This is a genomic window from Streptomyces sp. NPDC052016 (assembly GCF_044548445.1).
In the GTDB taxonomy this organism is placed as follows: domain Bacteria; phylum Actinomycetota; class Actinomycetes; order Streptomycetales; family Streptomycetaceae; genus Streptomyces.
In genome coordinates, this window is record NZ_JBIUBX010000013.1 from 1 (window position 1) to 16,844 (window position 16,844).

Below are 16,844 nucleotides of genomic sequence, written 5' to 3' on the forward strand. Positions count from 1 at the left end.
CACCCCCCAGGTCATGCGTTCGACAGGGGGGAACAGCCATGCCGGGCCCGGAGGCCAGCGGCCCTCTTGCAGGACCGCGAAGAACATAACGGGGGGGCGGTTCGGGCCCGGCTCAGAAGGCGAGCACGTCGTCGAGGAAGCGCGTCAGGTCCGTGAACACCTCGGCCCTGTTGGTCTCGTGGAACACCTCGTGACGGGCGCCGCTGTAGATCCGCTCGGTGTGGCGGCCTCCGCCGAGCCGTTCGACACCGGCGCGGCTGCCGTCGAGCGGGACGAGCCGGTCGTCGTCGCCGTGCAGCCACAGCAGCGGGAGCGGGCCGACGTCCCCCTTCGCGGTGACCGTTTCCAGCGCCCGTGCGAACGCCTCCAGCGTCGGCCGTTTCATCGGCCCGTGCCAGACCAGCGGATCGTCGGCGTACGCGGCGCCGACCGCGGGGTCGCGGGAGAGCGCCGACGGGCTGATCGGCGTGTTGGGGATCGTGTCGAGGGCGAGCAGGTGCCCGGGCAGCTCCCAGGCGCCGATGACCGGCCCGGACAGCACCAGAGCGGCGAGGCCGTCGCCGTGGCGCTGGGCGTAGCGGGCGGCGATCAGCCCGCCCATGGAGTGACCGATCAGGACCAGCGGCAGACCCGGGTGCGCGGACCGCGCCAGGCCCGCCAGGGTGTGCACGTCGGTGACCACGTCCTCGAAGTCCTCGACCAGCACACGGTCACCGGCGGACCGTCCGTGACCGATGTGGTCGACGGCGAAGACGGCCGCCCCGTGCCCGCCCAGCACGCCGGCGAGCTCCTCGTAGCGGCCGGCGTGCTCGCCGTAGCCGTGCACCAGGAGGGCGACGTACCGCGGCCGGGAGTGCGGCCACTCGTACGCGGTGAGCGGGCCGCGGGTGCCCGTGAGAAGGTGCTCGGTCACTGTGTCCTCCGGCTCTCCGGCTCCCCGGCTGTCGGCTGTGTCGGTGAGGATGTGTCGGTGACGGTCCCCGGGGATCTTCCCAGGGGGTCGGTCACCGGTCTATAGTCCGAAACTAGCAGTGCTAATTAAGTGGTCGGCGAAGCCCGGCCGATCACCCGAGGAACCGATCCACAGCGTCGTCGGTCAGGAGTCCTGTCGTGCGTCCCGTCCACTTCGCGGCCGCCCGCCGCACCCCCATCGGAAAGCTGCGCGGCGCCCTGTCCACCGTGCGGCCCGACGACCTCGCCGCCACCGTGATCCGTGCGCTGGTCGCCGACGTGCCCGCGCTCGACCCGGCCCGCGTCGACGACGTCTACTGGGGCGCCGCCAACCAGGCCGGCGAGGACAACCGCAACGTCGCCCGCATGGCCGCCCTGCTCGCCGGTCTCCCCGAGACCGTGCCCGGCGCCACGGTGAACCGGCTCTGCGCCTCCGGCTTGGAGGCCGTCACCGCCGCCGCCCGCACGATCGCCGCCGGCGAGGCCGACATCGTGCTCGCGGGCGGTTCCGAGTCGATGAGCCGCGCCCCCTTCGTCCTCGCCCGCCCCGACGAGGCCCTCCCGCACCGCGTCGAGACCGTCGACACCCGGCTCGGCTGGCGCCTGGTCAACCCGGCGATGAAGGACCTGCACGGCCTGCTGTCCATGGGCGAGACGGCCGAGGAGGTCGCCGAGCGGTACGGCATCTCCCGTGACCGCCAGGACGAGTTCGCGCTCCGCAGCCACCGGCGGGCCGCCCTGGCGCGCAAGGACGGCCACTTCGACGACGAACTCCTGCCGGTCCGGCGCCCGGACGGCGTGGTCGTCGACACCGACGAGTGCATCCGTGAGGACACCTCCTACGACAAGCTCGCGGGACTCAAGCCGGTCTTCCGGCCCGGCGGCACGGTCACCGCGGGCAACGCCTCGCCGATGAACGACGGTGCCGCGGCCCTCCTCCTGGTCAGCGAGGAGGCTCTGAACACACTCGGCCTCGAGTCCCTGGGCCGCTACGTCGCCGGAGCCTCCGCGGGCGTCAACCCCGACGTGATGGGCATCGGCCCGGTCCCCGCGACCCGCAAGGCGCTCACCCGCGTCGGCTGGAGCGTCGAGGACGTCCAGGAGGCGGAGTTCAACGAGGCGTTCGCCGCCCAGGCCCTGGCGTGCGTGGACCAGCTGGGCATCGACCCCGACCTGGTCAACCCCAGCGGGGGCGCCATCGCCCTGGGCCACCCCCTGGGCTGCTCGGGAGCACGCATCCTGACCACCTTGCTGCACCGCATGCGGCGCACGGGAGCGGAGCGCGGACTGGCGACGATGTGCGTGGGAGTGGGGCAGGGGACCGCGGTGCTGGTGGAGCGGCACTAGGCCGCCGCGCCCGGCCCGCCGTCGCGGCGGGCCGGGCTGTCCCCGCGGTGGACGCCCGCCGAGGCCGGGCTGTCCCCGCGGCGGACGCCTCGACGGGACGACGGCCGGTCCCGCCGTCGCCGACGCGGGCGACGGGCGCCCGTGAGCGACCCCTGACCGACGCGAGCCGTGAGCGGCCCGCCCGCGGGCCGCCAGGCGAGACGGGGCACGCGCTCGCCGATGGATGCGCATAGCATCGGTCCCCGCATGAACACGATGACCTTGTGGCACATCACCGGCTGGGAGTTCGCCGCCCTCGCCCTCGCCGCCCTGCTGGTCGGCTTCTCCAAGACGGCCGTGAGCGGCGCCAACACCGTGAGTCTGGCGATCTTCGCCGCCGTGCTGCCCGCCCGGGCCTCCACCGGTGTGCTGCTGCCGATCCTGATCGCCGGGGACGTCCTGGCCGTTCTCACCTATCGGCGGCACGCCCACTGGCCCACGCTGTGGCGGTTGTTCCCCGCGGTCGCGGCGGGTGTGGTCGTCGGCACGGTGTTCCTGATGTGGGCCGACGACGCGGTCGTACGGACGTCGATCGGCGCGATCCTGCTCTTCATGGCCGGGGTCACGGTGTGGCGGCGCCGCAGGGCCGAGGTGCCCGACGACCCCGACGCCGTGGTCACCCGGGCGGGCCGCCTCAAGGCCCGTTCCTACGGCGTCCTCGGCGGCTTCACCACGATGGTCGCCAACGCGGGCGGCCCCGTGATGTCGATGTACCTGCTGTCGGCCGGCTTCCGCAAACTCGGGTTTCTCGGCACCTCCGCCTTCTTCTTCCTGATCGTGAACGTCTCGAAGGTGCCGTTCAGCGCGGGTCTCGGCCTGATCGACGGCCGCTCGCTGCTGCTGGACGCCGCGCTCGTCGTCTTCGTCGTCCCCGGGGCGCTGCTCGGCAAGTGGGCGGTGCACCGCATCAACCAGCGGCTGTTCGAGCAGCTCGTGATCGCGGCGACCGTGGTCGGCGGGCTCCAGCTGCTCCTGCGCTAGGGCCTGTCCGATCGTTCCCGTCGTCGCCCGGAGTGCAGACGGGAAGGGTCGGACAGGCCCTACAGGGCCAGCAGGCCGGGCAGATCCGCGAACGAGTCGACGACACGGTCCGCCGTGCCGCCGGCCGCCTCGAGCGCCTCCGGCAGGAACTTGCCGGTCCTCACCAGCACCCCCGAGATCCCCGCCCGCTGGGCCGCCAGTACGTCCGACTCGACGTCGTCCCCCACCATCAGCGCCTGGTCCGCCCGCACCCCCAGGTGCCCGAGCGCCGCCGCGAAGAACGCCGGCGACGGCTTCCCGGTCACCTCCGCCTCCACCCGCGCGGCCGCCTCGAGCCCCGCGACGAACGCGCCCGAGTCGAGCCGCAGCCCGTCCTCGGTACGCCAGTACAGGTTCCGGTGCATCGCGACCAGCCGCGCGCCCCTCTGGAGGTGCCCGAAGGCCCGGTCCAGCTCGGCGTACCCGAACTCGGGTCCGGCACCGCCGACGACGACCACGTCGACGGGGCCGGCGTCCTCGCCGTCGTCGACCAGCTCCACCCCGGCCAGGTCCTCCCGGACGTCACCGCTGTTCAGCAGCGCGCAGCGCGCCCCGGGGTGGTGTTCGGCGAGGTGCGCGGCGGTCACGGCGGGTGCGGTGAGGATGTCGTCGGCGTCCACCGGGAACCCCGCCCGGGCCAGCGTCCGCGCGATGGAGGCACGTGTGCGCGAGGTCGTGTTGGTGACGAGGGCGACGCCGAGCCCGGCCGCCCGGACCGCCCGCAGCGCCTCCACCGTGCCCGGCAGCGGCTTCCAGGAAACGGTGAGGACGCCGTCGACGTCGATCAGGACGCCCCGCACCGCGTCGCTCCGCACCGCACCCATACGGGGACGATAACGCCGGGCTCACGCGGCGACGACAGGGAGCGTCGGGCCGGGCCGGAGTGCCGTATCCGGCCGCCAGGGCCTCGTTCGGATCGTGCGCAGACGAACGGCAGGCCCTGGACGAACGGCAGGCCCTAGACGTACCCGGGATTGCGGCGCAGCAGGTACGTGTCCATGATCCAGCCCTTGCGCTCCCGGGCCTCCGCGCGCAGCCGCTCGATCCGGGGTCCCGCCTCGGCGATCGGGCCCGAGACGAGGATCTCGTCCGGGGTGCCGATGTAGGCGCCCCAGTAGATGTCGATGTCCTCCTCGGCGTACCGCCGGAAGGTCTGGTGGGCGTCGAGCATCACCACCACGTCGTCCACCCCCTCCGGGAAGCCCTCCGCGAGCCGCCGTCCCGTGGTGATCTGCACCGGCCGGGCCACCCGGTTGAGCCCCGTCCGGTGCCGGGCGACGAGCGCGGAGACACTGCTGACCCCCGGCACGACGTCGTACGCGAACGCCACCGCGCCCCGCGCCAGCACCTCCTCCAGGACGCCCAGAGTGCTGTCGTAGAGCGCCGGGTCCCCCCACACCAGGAACGCGCCGCTCTCGTCCTCGCCGAGCTCCTCGGCGATCAGCCGCTCGTAGATGTCGGCGCGTGCGCTGCGCCAGTCGCCCACGGCGGGGGAGTAGGCCGCACCGCCCGCCCCGCGGTCCCGCTCGGGGTCGCGGGCCTCGACGATCCGGTACGTCCCCTCGGGTATGTGCGTCTCCAGCATGTCCCGGCGCAGCTGCGTGAGGTCGCTCTTCACCTCGCCCTTGTCCAGGACGAAGAACACGTCCGTGCTCCGCAGCGCCTTGACCGCCTGCAGGGTCAGCTGGTCGGGGTCGCCTGCGCCGATACCGATGACATGAATCCTTCGCACGACCACGAGTCTGCCGTACGCCACCGACAGTGACGGCACCGGACCCCACCGCCCGCGGCCCACCGCCCGCCGCCACGGTCCGCGTCCCGTCGCCGACGGCCACCGTCCGACCTCCGCCGGCCGCGGCCACCGTCCGACCTCCGGAGGATCGCGGCCGCCCCCGCCTCCTGCCGACGGACCCCCAAGGCGGCCGCGTCCCGCCTCCCGTGGGCCGTCCCGCGGCCGCAGCCGGCCCCGCGCCGACCGTCACCGCAGCCGGGGCGCCGCTTCCCGCGCGTCCACCGGCGCGCCCTCGCCCGTCGCCGAAGTCTCCACCGTTTCGGCCAGTTCCCGTGCCCAGCGGGCCAGCCCGGCGAGGTCGATGCCGTGCGGGCGCCGCCGTTCCGCGGCCCCGGCCCACTCCTCCAGCGCTCCGGCCCCACGCCGCAACAGGCGTGCGCCGCCCGTGACGTTCCCGCGCGCCGCGTGCGTCAGCCCCACCGCGAGCTGCGCGAGCCCGCGCCACAGGGTGCGCTCCGCCTCCGGGCCCGACTTCCAGGCGTCCTCGAACACCTCGTGCGCGTGGAACGGCTTCCCCGCGTCCAGGAGCGCCTGCGCCTCGGCCACCGTCTCCTCCGGGGTGCGCACGACCCCCTCGGGCTGACGCGCCACCCCGGCCGCGCCGTACGGCAGGGGCCGCCCCAGCCCGTCCCGGGGCCGGGCGCTGCGCGCCCGCCCCTCCTCGTCCCGGTCCCGCACGCCGGCGGACCGGCCGTCGTCCCTGCGCCCTGTGCTGCTGCCCATGGGGCGATTGTCCCGCGCCGGTGCCCCCTTCGGCACAGCGCCCGGTGTGGGGTAAAGTGCTGTTCGCGCGATCACGCGGGTCTCCGCGGGAAGCGCACCGGGACGTGGCGCAGCTTGGTAGCGCACTTGACTGGGGGTCAAGGGGTCGCAGGTTCAAATCCTGTCGTCCCGACTTGCGAAGTAGCAGGTCAGAGGCCGTATCGGAGGATCCGATACGGCCTTTCCGCGTCTGGCGCGCCGCATCGTCGACCTCTTCCGTACCGCGGCTTCGGCATCTTCCGTCCCGGTCCGCGCATGAGCCCCCGCCGCCCGGAAACTCGGGGGGTGAAGAAGGGGTGGGTGCAGTGTTCGGGCGCGAGAAGGAGGGTCCTTGTCATGGCTGACGACCTCATCACCCTGGTCACCACCGACCACCGCGAACTCGACCGGCTGTTCGACATGATGCAGACGGACAGGAGCTCCCGGCCGCTGGCTCTCCCGCTGGCCGTGGCGATGCTGGAGGCGCACAGCGAGGCCGAGGAGGACCGGGTGTACCCGGCCGTGGCCAGCGAGGCCGGCGAGAAGGAGGAGGCCGAGCACGCCGCCGAGGAGCACCACGAGGCCGAGAGCCTCGGCAAGCACCTGCTGGAGATGGACTGGGAGAGCGAGGAGTTCGACCGCGCCCTGGAGCAGTGGATCGGCGCCGTGCGGCATCACGTCGAGGAGGAGGAGAACGAGATCCTGCCGGCGCTGCGTGAGGCCGTCGACTCGGAGCGGCTGCGGGAACTGGGCCTGGAGTTCGCCACCCGGCGGTCCCGGGCACTGGCGGGCCAGCCCCTCGGCGTCGTCGGCGCCGGTACGCGCGGCGGTGGCGGCGGTCGTGCCCGTGGCGGTGGTGGCGCGGCCGGTCGTACGCGTGCCGGTGGCGCGGCCGGTCGTACCCGTGGCGGTGGCACGGCCGGTCGAACCAGTGGCGGTGCCGCTCGGGCCGGCCGTCAGCCCGCGGCCGTGACCGAGGGCATGAGCCGCGCGGAGCTGTACGAGAAGGCCCGGGAACTCGGCATCGAGGGCCGGTCCTCGATGACCAAGGACGAACTCGCCGAGCAGGTGGGCAAGGCGCAGAAGCGGAAGAAGCGCTGACGGTGACGGCGGCGGGCAGGCGTGCCGGCGGGTGTGCCTCGAAACCCCTTGCCCTCAAGCGCACTTCAAGCTGAAGACTCCTGTGCGAGCCGGCGACGGACCGCCGGCCGGACGGGAGGGTTCACCATGAAGTACCGCACCATCGGCAGCGACCCCGCCACTCGCCGCGAGGTCAGCGTGCTCGCGCTCGGCGCGATGCTGTTCGGGTCGGTGACGGACGAGCAGACGTCCTTCGCGATCCTCGACCGGTACGTCGAGGCGGGCGGCACCTTCGTCGACACGTCCGACAACTACGCGTTCTGGGTGGACGGCAGCCAAGGGGGCCAGAGCGAGGAGCTGCTGGGCCGGTGGCGGCGCAGCCGGGGCGTCGGGGACGAGGTCGTCGTCGCCACCAAGCTCGGTGCCCGGCCCCTGGCGCCGGGCACCGGTTACGTCGACAACGGCGAAGGACTGTCCGCCAAGGTGATCCGGGAGTCGGCCGAGCGCAGTCGCGAGCGGCTCGGCATGGAGAGGCTGGACCTCCTCTACGCCCACATCGACGACCACACCGTCCCGCAGCGCGAGACCGTCGAGGGGTTCGCCGCGCTCGTCGCGGAGGGCACGGTCGGTCTGCTCGGGGTGAGCAACCAGGCCGTCTGGCGGGTGGAGCGGGCCCGCGCCCTCGCCGCCGGGGCCGCCCTGCCCGGTTACGAGGTGCTCCAGTACCAGCACAGCTACCTGCGCCCGCGTCTCGACGTGCCCACCGAGCTGTTCCCCGACGGCAGCCTCGGCCACGCCGGCGGCGAGCTCCTCGGCTACCTGCGGGCGGAGCCCGGCCTGACGCTGGTCGCCTACTCGCCGCTGCTCACCGGCGCGTACACACGCACCGACAAGCCCCTGCCGCCGGACTACGACCACCCCGGCACGCCCGCCCGGCTCGCCGTGCTGCGGGAGGTGGCGCGGGAGACCGGCGCCACGCCCAACCAGGTCGTCCTGGCCTGGCAGATGGGCGGGGAGCTGCCGATCATCCCGCTCGTGGGTGCCTCCTCGGTGGCGCAACTCGAGGAGAACCTGGCCGCCGTGGACCTGGAGCTCACCACAGCGCAGCGGGCGCGCCTGAACGCGGCGCACTGAGGGCCTGCCCGGGAGTGGTGAAGGCATCCCGCACCTCCCGGGCCCGCTCCTCCGGTGGGCGCTGCAGGAACGCGCGAGGGGCCCGGGAGCCGGTGCGCCGACGACTGTCGGAGGGGCACGGTGTGGGTGGGGGCGGCGCGGATAGGCTGGGATCATGCCGTCCACCCGCCGTACCGCCCGACAGGCCGACCTGCTGGAACGACTCGTCACGCTGCTGACGGCGGAAGGGTTCTCGGACCTCACCCTCGACGACCTCGCCGAGCGGCTGCGCTGCTCGAAGACCACGCTGTACCAGCTCGCCCGCAGCAAGCAGGGGCTGGTCGTGGAGGCGGTCAAGCACTACTTCCGCGGGGCGACCGAGACCGTCGAGAAGCGGGTGGCGCAGACCGTCGACCCGTCGGACCGGGTGCGGGTGTACCTGACGGCCGTCGCCGAGCAGCTGCGCCCGCTCTCGCGCCGGTTCCTCGACGACGTGGCGGACTTCCCGCCCGCCCGTGAGGTGTACGAGGCGAACACGCGGATGGCGGCGGAGCGCGTGCGCCGGTTGATCGCGGAGGGCGTGTCGGGCGGGGCCTTCCGCGACGTGCACGCGGCGTTCGTCGGCGAGGTCGCCGCCGCGACCATGCGCCAGATCCAGCAGGGGGAGCTCAAGGCGCGCACCGGGCTGAGCGACGCGGAGGCCTACGAACAGCTCGCGTCGCTGATCGTGCACGCCGTCTCCTCCTGACCCCGCCCCGGCCCTTCCCTTCAGGGTGGGGGGGCTTCCGCTGTCCTTCTCTGTTTTCCGTCCGTGGAGGATGTCCGGTCACGCGCGCTTGCCGTACTGTGAATGATACGTTCGTACGCACTCCAGTATCACTCCCAGTACTACTCCGTGGAGGTCACCATGCCTGCCACTCGCGCCCTGCCGACCGAGGAGGCCGTCGAGCTCATCCAGCTCACGCGCACCCTCGCCGCCAAGGAACTCGCACCCCGGGTCGCCGACGCGGAGGCGGACGGGGCGTTCCCGCGCGACGTTTTCCGCACGCTGGGCCGCAGCGGGCTGCTCGGGCTGCCGTTCGCCGAGGAGCACGGTGGGGCCGGGCAGCCGTACGAGGTGTACCTGCAGGTGCTGGAGGAGGTCGCCGCGGTCTGGTCGAGCGTCGCGGTGGGCCTCTCCGTGCACGCGCTGTCCTGTTTCCCGCTCGCCCGGTTCGGCACCGAGGAGCAGCGGCGGAAGTGGCTGCCGGAGATGCTGGGCGGTGAACTCCTCGGCGCGTACTGCCTGTCCGAGCCGCACGCCGGCTCCGACCCCGCCGCCATGCGCACTCGCGCGGTGCGCGACGGGGACACCTACGTCCTCAACGGCGCCAAGGCATGGACGACGCACGGCGGCTACGCCGACTTCTACACGGTCATGGCCCGCACCTCCGACGACCGCACCCACGGCATCTCCTGCTTCCTCGTTCCGGCGGACACCCCGGGGCTCAGTGCCGATCCGCCGGAGCGGAAGATGGGCCTGACCGGATCGGCGACCGCCACCATGCGGCTCGACGACGTGCGGGTGCCGGTCGCCCGCCGGATCGGGGAGGAGGGGCAGGGCTTGAAGATCGCGCTCGCCTCCCTCGACTGCGGCCGCCTCGGCATCGCCGCCGTCGCCACCGGCCTCGCCCAGGGCGCCCTCGACCACGCGGTGCGCTACGCCCGTGAGCGGGAGACCTTCGGCAAGCCGATCATCGAGCACCAGGGGCTGGCGTTCGTCCTCGCCGACATGGGCGCCGCGATCGAGTCGGCGCGCGCCACCGCCCTGTCCGCCGCCCGGCTGAAGGACCTCGGTCTGCCCTTCACCCGGGAGGCGTCCATCGCCAAGCTCGTGGCCACCGACAACGCGATGAAGGTGACCACGGACGCCGTGCAGGTCCTCGGCGGGTACGGATACACGCGCGACTTCCCCGTCGAGCGCTACATGCGCGAGGCGAAGGTCATGCAGATCTTCGAAGGAACCAACCAGATCCAGCGCATGATCATCTCCCGTGCGCTGGACCGGAGCGAGGGCGGTGTGCTCACCGTCCTCGGCAAGGAGTGATGATGCAGCTCGAGAACACCGCCGCCCTCGTCACCGGCGGTGCGTCCGGCCTCGGTGCGGCCACCGCGAAGGCGCTCGCCGAACGGGGCGCGACGGTCTTCGCCCTCGACCTCAAGGACGGCGTCGACAACGCCCCCGAGGTCGCCGGCGTCACCTACGTCCCCGCCGACGTCACCGACCCCGAGCAGGTCCGCGCCGCCGTGGCCACCGCGGCGGGCGCGGGCGTGCCGCTGCGCACGGTCGTCAACTGCGCCGGCATCGGCCCGTCGATGCGGATCCTCGGGAAGAAGGGCGTGCACGACCTCGGCCTGTACGCCAAGGTGATCCAGATCAACCTGATCGGCACCTTCAACGTGCTCGCCCTCGCCTCGGAGGCCATCGCCGAGACCGAGGCGGACGAGAACGGGCAGCGGGGCGTCATCGTCAACACCGCGTCCATCGCCGCCTACGACGGCCAGATCGGACAGGCCGCCTACTCCTCCTCCAAGGGCGGCGTCGTCGGCCTGACCCTGCCCGCGGCCCGCGACCTCGCGCAGTACGGCATCCGCGTGTGCACGATCGCGCCGGGCATCGTGGAGACGCCGATGCTGGCCACCGTGTCGGAGGAGTTCCGCACCTCGCTCGCCGCCGGAGTGCCCTTCCCGCGCCGTCTGGCCCGGCCGGAGGAGTACGCGAAGCTCGCCCTGGCGATCGTCGACCACGACTACCTCAACGGCGAGACCATCCGCATGGACGGCGCGCTGCGGATGGCCCCCCGCTAGCGGCCCCCGCGCCGGGGCCCGTCCGCCGGTCGGGCCCTGGCTTCCTAGGGGGTGTCCGCGAAGTCGCGTCGTCCGCCCGGAGGGCGGGGCCTGCGGCGTCCGGTGCGTGCTCTCGGCGTACCGGGCGGGCGCCCGCGTACGGTCGTACTCGGGTGTTCGCCCGGTGCGGCGAGAGTGCGTGCCAGGCGTCGCGGGCCAACTTTGCGGACAATCTTTAGGGTCTGACCAGCAGTTGGAAGTCGAACGCGTACCGGGACGCACGGTAGATGTGCGTCCCGTACTCGACCGGCCGTCCGGTGTCGTCGTACGCGGTGCGCTGCATGGTCAGCAGGGCCGCCCCCTCCTTCTCCGTCAGCAGGGCGGCCTCCTCGGCGGTGGCGGAGCGGGCGCCGACGGTCTGCCGGGCGCTGTGCAGGGTGATGCCCGCCGCCCGCAGCAGCCGGTACAGGCCGGTCTCCTCCAGCCGCTCCGTGGCGAGGTCCAGCAGGGCCGGGGGCAGGTAGTTGCACAGGTACGCCACCGGCTGCCCGTGCGTCGAGCGCAGCCGCTCCACCAGCGTGACCTCGGCGCCCTCCGCGATCCCCAGGGCCGCCGCGACGTCCGCGGTCGCCGGGACGCGTTCGTTGCGTACGACCTGCGTGGCCGGGCCCTGTCCGGCCGCCTCCAGGTCGTCGTAGAGGCTGCTCAGTTCCAGCGGCCGTTTCACCTGGCTGTGCACCACCTGGGTGCCCACCCCGCGCCGGCGCACCAGCAGCCCCTTGTCGACCAGGGACTGGATCGCCTGGCGCACCGTCGGGCGGGACAGGCCGAGGCGCGTCGACAGGTCGATCTCGTTGCCCAGGAGGTCGCCCGGGGCGAGGGCGCCGTGCTCGATCGCCGCCTCCAGTTGCTGGGCGAGCTGGTAGTAGAGCGGTACGGGGCTGGCGCGGTCCAGGGCGAAGTGCAGTGTGTCCAGCGCGGAGCCGGACGCGGCACGGGGGCGGTCGCCGGTCTTCGCCATCGGGCACCTCCTAGGGTGGTGGGTGACGCCCGTGCGCACGGGGTGAAGATCGCCCCTCAGGTGTAGGGCCCGACAGCCTGCACTGTCAATGGTTTGTTCTTACATACTGACCTCTTTCTGAAATGATGTCTTAACAAAGTATTGACAGCGGGCTCCCCAGGGGATTGGATCCCGTCCCAACAGCGCAGCAGCCCGGTGCCCAGCGGCTCCGGTCACCGGATCCTAGCGGTGGACCCCCCTTCCCTCGGTCTTCCTCTGTCGCACAGTGAGGTGCAGGAAAGATGGACAGCTCTTCTCCCTCCCGCTCCCGCAGAATCGCCCCGGTCGTGGCCATGGCCGCGGCGGTGGCCCTGACCCTCGCGGGCTGCTCCAGCGGCTCCGGCGGCAAGAAGGCCGAGGAAGGGGGAAGCGACGCCTCCGCCGGCAAGGCCACCACGCCGCAGATGACCGTCGCCCTGGTGACCCACCAGTCGCCCGGCGACACCTTCTGGGACATCGTCCGCAAGGGCGCCGAGGCCGCCGCGGCTAAGGACAACGTCAAGCTGATCTACTCCTCCGACCCCAACGCCGGCAACCAGGCGAACCTGGTGCAGAACGCCATCGACCAGAAGGTCGACGGCATCGCCATCACCCTCGCCAAGCCCGACGCGCTCAAGGACGTCATCAGCAAGGCGAAGGCCGCGAACATCCCCGTGGTCGGCCTCAACTCCGGGGTGAGCGAGTGGAAGAAGCTCGGCCTGCTGGAGTTCTTCGGCCAGGACGAGACGGTCGCGGGCGAGGCCCTCGGCAACCGGCTGAACACGCTCGGCGCCAAGAAGGTCGTCTGCGTCATCCAGGAGCAGGGCAACATCGGCCTCACGCAGCGCTGCGACGGCGTGAAGAAGACGTTCTCCGGGGCCATCGAGAACCTCTTCGTCAACGGCACCGACATGCCGTCCGTGAAGTCGACGATCACCGCCAAGCTCAAGCAGGACAGCTCCATCGACCACGTCGTCACGCTCGGCGCGCCGATCGCGATGACGGCCGCGCAGTCCGTGTCCGAGACCGGAAGCAAGGCGAAGGTCGCCACCTTCGACCTGAACAAGGAGCTGACGGGCGCCATCAGCAAGGGCACCGTCGAGTTCGCCGTCGACCAGCAGCCCTACCTCCAGGGCTACCTGGCGATCGACTCCCTGTGGCTCTACAAGAACAACGGCAACTACATGGGCGGTGGCGAGCAGCCGGTGCTCACCGGCCCGGCCTTCGTCGACAAGTCCAACGTCGAGGCCGTCGCCAGTTACGCCGCGAAGGGCACCCGGTGATGAGCATGGCCCAGCACGCCGAGCCGGCGGTGACCACACCGCCGGCTTCCGGCCCGAAGGCGACCGACGGCCGGACCACCCGACGACCCCTGGCCCTGAGGCTGCTGGCCCGACCCGAGGTGGGCGTCTTCCTCGGCGCGGTCGCGGTGTGGGTGTTCTTCCTCGCCACCGCGCCGCCGGTGCGCGACGGCAGCTCGATGGCCAACATCCTCTACCAGTCCTCCACCATCGGGATCATGGCGCTGCCCGTGGCGCTGCTCATGATCGGTGGCGAGTTCGACCTCTCGGCCGGTGTCGCGGTGATCAGCTCGGCGCTCACCGCGGCCATGCTCAGCTACCAGCTGACCCTGAACGTCTGGATGGGCGTGGTCCTCGCCCTGGTGTTCTCGCTCGCCGTCGGCCTCTTCAACGGCTGGCTGCTGGTCAAGACCGGCCTGCCGAGCTTCCTGGTCACCCTGGGCACGTTTCTCATCCTGCAGGGAGTGAACCTCGCGGTGACCAAGCTGGTCACCGGCAACGTGGCCACCGACGACATCAGCGACATGGACGGCTTCAGCCAGGCCAAGGCGATCTTCGCCTCCTCCTTCGACGTCGGCGGCGTCCAGGTGAAGATCACCATCGTGTGGTGGCTGGTCTTCGCCGCCCTGGCCACGTGGGTGCTGCTGCGCACCAAGTACGGCAACTGGATCTTCGCGGTCGGCGGCAACAAGGACAGCGCGCGGGCCGTCGGCGTCCCGGTGACCTTCACCAAGATCTCCCTGTTCATGCTGGTCGGCTTCGGCGCCTGGTTCGTCGGCATGCACCAGCTGTTCTCCTTCAACACCGTGCAGTCCGGCGAGGGCGTCGGCCAGGAGCTGATCTACATCGCCGCGGCCGTCATCGGCGGCTGCCTCCTGACCGGCGGCTACGGCTCCGCCATCGGCCCGGTCTTCGGCGCCTTCATGTTCGGCATGGTGCAGCAGGGCATCGTCTACGCCGGCTGGAACCCCGACTGGTTCAAGGCCTTCCTCGGCGTGATGCTCCTCGGCGCCGTCCTCATCAATCTGTGGGTCCAGCGCACGGCGACCCGGAGGTGACCCCCATGACGAACGACAACACCGGCACGCACGGAGCCGTCCTCGCGGACGACCCGACCGCGGACGGGGACCGCCCACTGGTCGCGCTCCGCAACGCGGGCAAGTCCTACGGCAACATCCGCGCCCTGCACGGCGTCGACCTGGCCGTCCACCCCGGCAAGGTCACGTGCGTCCTCGGCGACAACGGCGCGGGCAAATCCACCCTCATCAAGATCATCTCCGGGCTGCACCAGCACACCGAGGGCGAGTTCCTCGTCGACGGCGAACCGGTCCGCTTCTCCACCCCCCGCGAGGCCCTCGACCGCGGCATCGCCACCGTCTACCAGGACCTGGCGACGGTGCCGCTGATGCCGGTCTGGCGCAACTTCTTCCTCGGCTCCGAGATGACCAAGGGCCCCTGGCCCGTCCGCCGCCTCGACATCGACAGGATGAAGAGGACCGCGGACGAGGAACTGCGCAACATGGGCATCGTCCTCGACGACCTCGAACAGCCCATCGGCACCCTCTCCGGCGGCCAGCGCCAGTGCGTCGCCATCGCCCGCGCCGTCTACTTCGGCGCCCGCGTCCTCATCCTCGACGAGCCCACCGCCGCCCTCGGCGTCAAGCAGTCCGGCGTGGTCCTGAAGTACATCGCCGCCGCCCGCGACCGCGGCCTCGGCGTCATCTTCATCACCCACAACCCCCACCACGCCTACATGGTCGGCGACCACTTCAGCGTCCTGCGCCTGGGCACCATGGAACTCTCCGCCGACCGCAGCCAGGTGAGCCTCGAAGAGCTCACCAACCACATGGCCGGCGGCGCCGAACTCGCCGCGCTCAAGCACGAACTGGCCCAGGTCGGCGGCGTCGACGTCGACGAACTCCCCGAGGAGGGCGACCTCACCGCCCCTGTGGCGGGCACCGGCGAGGGAAAGTCCTGACATGGCGCCCGCGCTGGACCGCGTCCGGATCGGCTCCGCCCCCGACTCGTGGGGCGTCCGGTTCCCCCACATCCCCCTCCGGCCCTGGGAGCGCCTCCTGGACGAGGTCGCCGAGGCGGGCTGCTCCTCGATCGAACCGGGCCCGTACGGCTACCTGCCGACCGACCCGGCCCGTCTCACCGACGAGGCGGGCCGGCGGAACCTGGAGGTGCCGGCGGGCACGGTCCTCACCGGCCCGCACCGCGGTCCCGCCGTGTGGGAGGAGACCCGGGCCCACGGCAGCCGGGTGGCCGCGCTCGCCGGCGTCGTCGAGGACGGCGTGCCGTTCGGTCCCGCGGTCCGGCGCGGGGTGATGTGCGAACCGCCCACGAGTGTGCCGGACTTGGAGCCCGTGCCGGTCGCGGTGCAGGGTCTCGGGGTGGAACTGTTCGCGATCGCCGAGCAGGACATGTACCCGTGCGAGCCGGACAGGTCCCTGCCCGTCGCGGTGCGGCCCCACGACTTCCTGCGTTCCTGCGGCGCCTGAGCGGCCGACGGCGCCCGCGGCATGGACCACACCGAGATCCACCTGGAGGCCGGCGCCACCGCGTCGGCCTCCGCCCTGCTGCTGCGCCCATGGCGCCCGCCGGACGCAACAGGTCTGGCCGAGATGTACGCGGATCCCGTCATGCGGCGCTGGTCCGCCGTGAGGATGGCGGACGAGGCGGACGCGGTGCGCTGGGTACAAGAGCAGCGCGAGGGGTGGGAGACGGGCACGCGCCTCTCCTTCGCCGTCCTGGAGACGACGCGACCCGGTTGCCGCGAGGGCCGGCTGGCCGGACACGTCGTCCTCAAGAACCCCCACGGCCCGTCCCCGGAGGTCGGCTACTGGACGGCGGCCCACGCCCGCGGCCGGGGCGTGGCCTCCCGGGCGCTGGGCGCCCTGACGGACTGGGCCTTCACCGCCTTCGACGGGCTGACCCGTCTCGCCCTGCTGCACCAGGTCGACAACCTGGCGTCCTGCCGTGTCGCCGAGAAGAGCGGCTACGCCTTCGGCGGTCTTCTGCTGGCGTCCCCGCCCGAGTTCCCGCTCGACGGGCACGTGCACGTCCGGACGCGCGGGACCTGACGGACGGCCTCCGGTGTCAGGCCGTCAGGTCCCGGGTGAACACCACCCGCGGCTGACCCGGCCCGTTGTACTCCTCCACCACGCGCACCGCGAACCCCAGACGGCGGTGGAAGGCGACGGAACCCTCGTTGCCGGGTGTGGTGATCGCCTTGAGGCGGACGGCGCCCTGGGCGCGGGCCGCCTCGGTGAACGCCTCGTACAGGGCGCGCCCCAGGCCGGTGCCGCGGGCGTCGTCGCGGGTGGCGACCAGATGGACGTAACCGGTGCGGTCCGGGGTGACGAAGCCGATGAGGTAGCCCAGGACGCCGTCCGCCGTGCGGGCCACCAGGCAGGTGGAGCCGAACTCGTGGACCAGCGGCAGGAGATGCAGGGCGCGCAGGTCGCGCCCGCCCCAGTAGCGGTGGTGGTCGGCGAGGGCCTGCCGGATGTCGGTGACGCGGGCGGGGGTGATGGGCACGGACATGACGCCGATCCTGGCAGAGGTGTGGTCGGGGCAGGTGCCCGGGCGC

General features: G+C 72.4%; 18 protein-coding genes and 1 tRNA gene. 13 read left to right on the forward strand and 6 right to left on the reverse strand.

Annotated elements, in window-relative coordinates; genetic code table 11:
• Positions 1 to 112: 112 nt before the first annotated feature.
• Entirely contained in the window at positions 113 to 913 is an 801-nt protein-coding gene (locus ACIHAR_RS17525) for a lysophospholipase (protein ID WP_400020207.1), read from the reverse strand.
• Between the two features lie 197 nt (positions 914 to 1,110).
• Here ACIHAR_RS17525 and ACIHAR_RS17530 point away from each other — a divergent pair, with 197 nt between their 5' ends.
• Positions 1,111 to 2,298: a thiolase family protein gene (locus tag ACIHAR_RS17530; RefSeq protein WP_400020209.1), complete on the forward strand. Its 1,188-nt coding sequence runs from the start codon at positions 1,111 to 1,113 to the stop codon at positions 2,296 to 2,298.
• A 246-nt stretch (positions 2,299 to 2,544) separates the two neighbouring features.
• Positions 2,545 to 3,318, forward strand: coding sequence for a sulfite exporter TauE/SafE family protein (locus ACIHAR_RS17535; RefSeq protein ID WP_400020211.1), 774 nt, complete (start codon positions 2,545 to 2,547; stop codon positions 3,316 to 3,318).
• A 59-nt stretch (positions 3,319 to 3,377) separates the two neighbouring features.
• Here the strand turns inward: ACIHAR_RS17535 and ACIHAR_RS17540 are convergent, their stop codons facing one another.
• From ACIHAR_RS17540 to ACIHAR_RS17550, 3 genes are all read right to left on the reverse strand, one after another.
• The gene (locus ACIHAR_RS17540; RefSeq protein ID WP_400020214.1) at positions 3,378 to 4,181 is read right to left on the reverse strand and encodes an HAD-IIA family hydrolase; all 804 of its coding nucleotides are present in this window, start codon (positions 4,179 to 4,181) and stop codon (positions 3,378 to 3,380) included.
• A 134-nt stretch (positions 4,182 to 4,315) separates the two neighbouring features.
• On the reverse strand, positions 4,316 to 5,089 hold the full coding sequence (cobF, locus tag ACIHAR_RS17545; protein WP_400020216.1) for a precorrin-6A synthase (deacetylating): 774 nt from the start codon (positions 5,087 to 5,089) through the stop codon (positions 4,316 to 4,318).
• A 246-nt stretch (positions 5,090 to 5,335) separates the two neighbouring features.
• The gene (locus tag ACIHAR_RS17550; protein ID WP_400020218.1) at positions 5,336 to 5,872 is read right to left on the reverse strand and encodes a DUF309 domain-containing protein; all 537 of its coding nucleotides are present in this window, start codon (positions 5,870 to 5,872) and stop codon (positions 5,336 to 5,338) included.
• Between the two features lie 98 nt (positions 5,873 to 5,970).
• Here ACIHAR_RS17550 and ACIHAR_RS17555 point away from each other — a divergent pair.
• The 6 genes from ACIHAR_RS17555 (at position 5,971) to ACIHAR_RS17580 (ending at position 10,930) form a co-directional block, all read left to right on the forward strand.
• A tRNA-Pro gene (locus tag ACIHAR_RS17555) sits at positions 5,971 to 6,044 on the forward strand.
• Positions 6,045 to 6,247: 203 nt separating this feature from the next.
• Entirely contained in the window at positions 6,248 to 6,991 is a 744-nt protein-coding gene (locus ACIHAR_RS17560) for a hemerythrin domain-containing protein (protein ID WP_400020220.1), read from the forward strand.
• 126 nt (positions 6,992 to 7,117) lie between these two features.
• Complete coding sequence (locus ACIHAR_RS17565) at positions 7,118 to 8,104, forward strand: aldo/keto reductase (RefSeq protein WP_400020222.1); 987 nt, start codon at positions 7,118 to 7,120, stop codon at positions 8,102 to 8,104.
• Between the two features lie 154 nt (positions 8,105 to 8,258).
• Positions 8,259 to 8,831, forward strand: a complete 573-nt coding sequence (locus tag ACIHAR_RS17570) for a TetR/AcrR family transcriptional regulator (protein WP_400020224.1) — start codon at positions 8,259 to 8,261, stop codon at positions 8,829 to 8,831.
• Between the two features lie 159 nt (positions 8,832 to 8,990).
• Positions 8,991 to 10,169, forward strand: coding sequence for an acyl-CoA dehydrogenase family protein (locus ACIHAR_RS17575; RefSeq protein WP_365467835.1), 1,179 nt, complete (start codon positions 8,991 to 8,993; stop codon positions 10,167 to 10,169).
• Positions 10,170 to 10,171: 2 nt separating this feature from the next.
• Positions 10,172 to 10,930, forward strand: a complete 759-nt coding sequence (locus ACIHAR_RS17580; protein ID WP_365467927.1) for an SDR family NAD(P)-dependent oxidoreductase — start codon at positions 10,172 to 10,174, stop codon at positions 10,928 to 10,930.
• Between the two features lie 214 nt (positions 10,931 to 11,144).
• Here ACIHAR_RS17580 and ACIHAR_RS17585 read toward each other — a convergent pair whose 3' ends face one another.
• Entirely contained in the window at positions 11,145 to 11,930 is a 786-nt protein-coding gene (locus tag ACIHAR_RS17585) for a GntR family transcriptional regulator (protein WP_400020227.1), read from the reverse strand.
• 281 nt (positions 11,931 to 12,211) lie between these two features.
• On the opposite strand from ACIHAR_RS17585, the gene ACIHAR_RS17590 reads away from it, so the two are divergent.
• The 5 genes from ACIHAR_RS17590 to ACIHAR_RS17610 are packed head-to-tail and all read left to right on the forward strand — an operon-like array spanning position 12,212 to position 16,335.
• On the forward strand, positions 12,212 to 13,231 hold the full coding sequence (locus ACIHAR_RS17590; RefSeq protein WP_365467841.1) for a sugar ABC transporter substrate-binding protein: 1,020 nt from the start codon (positions 12,212 to 12,214) through the stop codon (positions 13,229 to 13,231).
• Positions 13,231 to 14,307 (forward strand): ABC transporter permease, encoded by a 1,077-nt coding sequence (locus tag ACIHAR_RS17595; protein ID WP_400020229.1) that lies wholly within the window; start codon positions 13,231 to 13,233, stop codon positions 14,305 to 14,307. The genes ACIHAR_RS17590 and ACIHAR_RS17595 overlap by 1 nt, the downstream gene beginning before the upstream one ends.
• A 5-nt stretch (positions 14,308 to 14,312) precedes the next feature.
• A complete protein-coding gene (locus tag ACIHAR_RS17600; protein ID WP_400020232.1) occupies positions 14,313 to 15,227 on the forward strand; it encodes an ATP-binding cassette domain-containing protein in 915 nt (304 codons plus the stop codon).
• A 1-nt stretch (position 15,228) separates the two neighbouring features.
• Positions 15,229 to 15,753 (forward strand): hypothetical protein, encoded by a 525-nt coding sequence (locus tag ACIHAR_RS17605; RefSeq protein ID WP_400020234.1) that lies wholly within the window; start codon positions 15,229 to 15,231, stop codon positions 15,751 to 15,753.
• 21 nt (positions 15,754 to 15,774) lie between these two features.
• Positions 15,775 to 16,335, forward strand: a complete 561-nt coding sequence (locus tag ACIHAR_RS17610; protein ID WP_365467852.1) for a GNAT family N-acetyltransferase — start codon at positions 15,775 to 15,777, stop codon at positions 16,333 to 16,335.
• 16 nt (positions 16,336 to 16,351) lie between these two features.
• Here ACIHAR_RS17610 and ACIHAR_RS17615 read toward each other — a convergent pair whose 3' ends face one another.
• Positions 16,352 to 16,798: a GNAT family N-acetyltransferase gene (locus tag ACIHAR_RS17615; protein WP_384651924.1), complete on the reverse strand. Its 447-nt coding sequence runs from the start codon at positions 16,796 to 16,798 to the stop codon at positions 16,352 to 16,354.
• Positions 16,799 to 16,844: the final 46 nt, after the last annotated feature.

Coding starts and splice junctions, on each gene's coding strand:
- ACIHAR_RS17600 (WP_400020232.1), top strand. CDS start 14,313: ATGACGAACGACAACACCGGCACGCACGGAGCCGTCCTCGCGGACGAC.
- ACIHAR_RS17610 (WP_365467852.1), top strand. CDS start 15,775: ATGGACCACACCGAGATCCACCTGGAGGCCGGCGCCACCGCGTCGGCC.
- ACIHAR_RS17595 (WP_400020229.1), top strand. CDS start 13,231: ATGAGCATGGCCCAGCACGCCGAGCCGGCGGTGACCACACCGCCGGCT.
- ACIHAR_RS17535 (WP_400020211.1), top strand. CDS start 2,545: ATGAACACGATGACCTTGTGGCACATCACCGGCTGGGAGTTCGCCGCC.
- ACIHAR_RS17585 (WP_400020227.1), bottom strand. CDS start 11,930: ATGGCGAAGACCGGCGACCGCCCCCGTGCCGCGTCCGGCTCCGCGCTG.
- ACIHAR_RS17615 (WP_384651924.1), bottom strand. CDS start 16,798: ATGTCCGTGCCCATCACCCCCGCCCGCGTCACCGACATCCGGCAGGCC.
- ACIHAR_RS17580 (WP_365467927.1), top strand. CDS start 10,172: ATGCAGCTCGAGAACACCGCCGCCCTCGTCACCGGCGGTGCGTCCGGC.
- ACIHAR_RS17540 (WP_400020214.1), bottom strand. CDS start 4,181: ATGGGTGCGGTGCGGAGCGACGCGGTGCGGGGCGTCCTGATCGACGTC.
- ACIHAR_RS17590 (WP_365467841.1), top strand. CDS start 12,212: ATGGACAGCTCTTCTCCCTCCCGCTCCCGCAGAATCGCCCCGGTCGTG.
- ACIHAR_RS17565 (WP_400020222.1), top strand. CDS start 7,118: ATGAAGTACCGCACCATCGGCAGCGACCCCGCCACTCGCCGCGAGGTC.
- ACIHAR_RS17570 (WP_400020224.1), top strand. CDS start 8,259: ATGCCGTCCACCCGCCGTACCGCCCGACAGGCCGACCTGCTGGAACGA.
- ACIHAR_RS17605 (WP_400020234.1), top strand. CDS start 15,229: ATGGCGCCCGCGCTGGACCGCGTCCGGATCGGCTCCGCCCCCGACTCG.
- ACIHAR_RS17560 (WP_400020220.1), top strand. CDS start 6,248: ATGGCTGACGACCTCATCACCCTGGTCACCACCGACCACCGCGAACTC.
- ACIHAR_RS17575 (WP_365467835.1), top strand. CDS start 8,991: ATGCCTGCCACTCGCGCCCTGCCGACCGAGGAGGCCGTCGAGCTCATC.
- ACIHAR_RS17550 (WP_400020218.1), bottom strand. CDS start 5,872: ATGGGCAGCAGCACAGGGCGCAGGGACGACGGCCGGTCCGCCGGCGTG.